At 63.7% G+C, this 278-nt stretch carries 1 protein-coding gene; it reads left to right on the top strand.

From position 1 onward, the window contains the following. Nucleotides 1–278 (top strand): Arm DNA-binding domain-containing protein (locus SB786_RS36080; protein WP_410731556.1); only part of this gene is annotated, 278 nt, incomplete at both ends.

Genomic DNA, 278 nt, shown 5'->3' with positions numbered 1-278 from the left:
CTGCAAATGGCTGGAGTGGGTCGACGGTGAAAGCGAGTCGGACACCGGCTTCACATGCAACAAGCGCCATCAGCAGATGTGGGCCGACGGCCGCGAGCAAGAGCTGCTCGACAACACTTGGAACGGTGAGCGTCGCGGGGAAACCCTCGCCCATCCCGAGACGGCGCAGGGGATCCGCGCAGCCAGCAGTGTACGTGATCAAGTAATACGCCTGATCCGTCACGGCCTGCTGGATGCCGCGAAGTATGCCGAGCTATTCCCGGGCTCGGAGGTGGCCC

It is taken from the genome of Burkholderia sp. SIMBA_062 (assembly GCF_046534765.1).
GTDB lineage: Bacteria > Pseudomonadota > Gammaproteobacteria > Burkholderiales > Burkholderiaceae > Burkholderia > Burkholderia ambifaria.
Note: the sequence above shows the minus strand (reverse complement) of the source record. Positions and strands in the feature narration are given on the sequence as shown.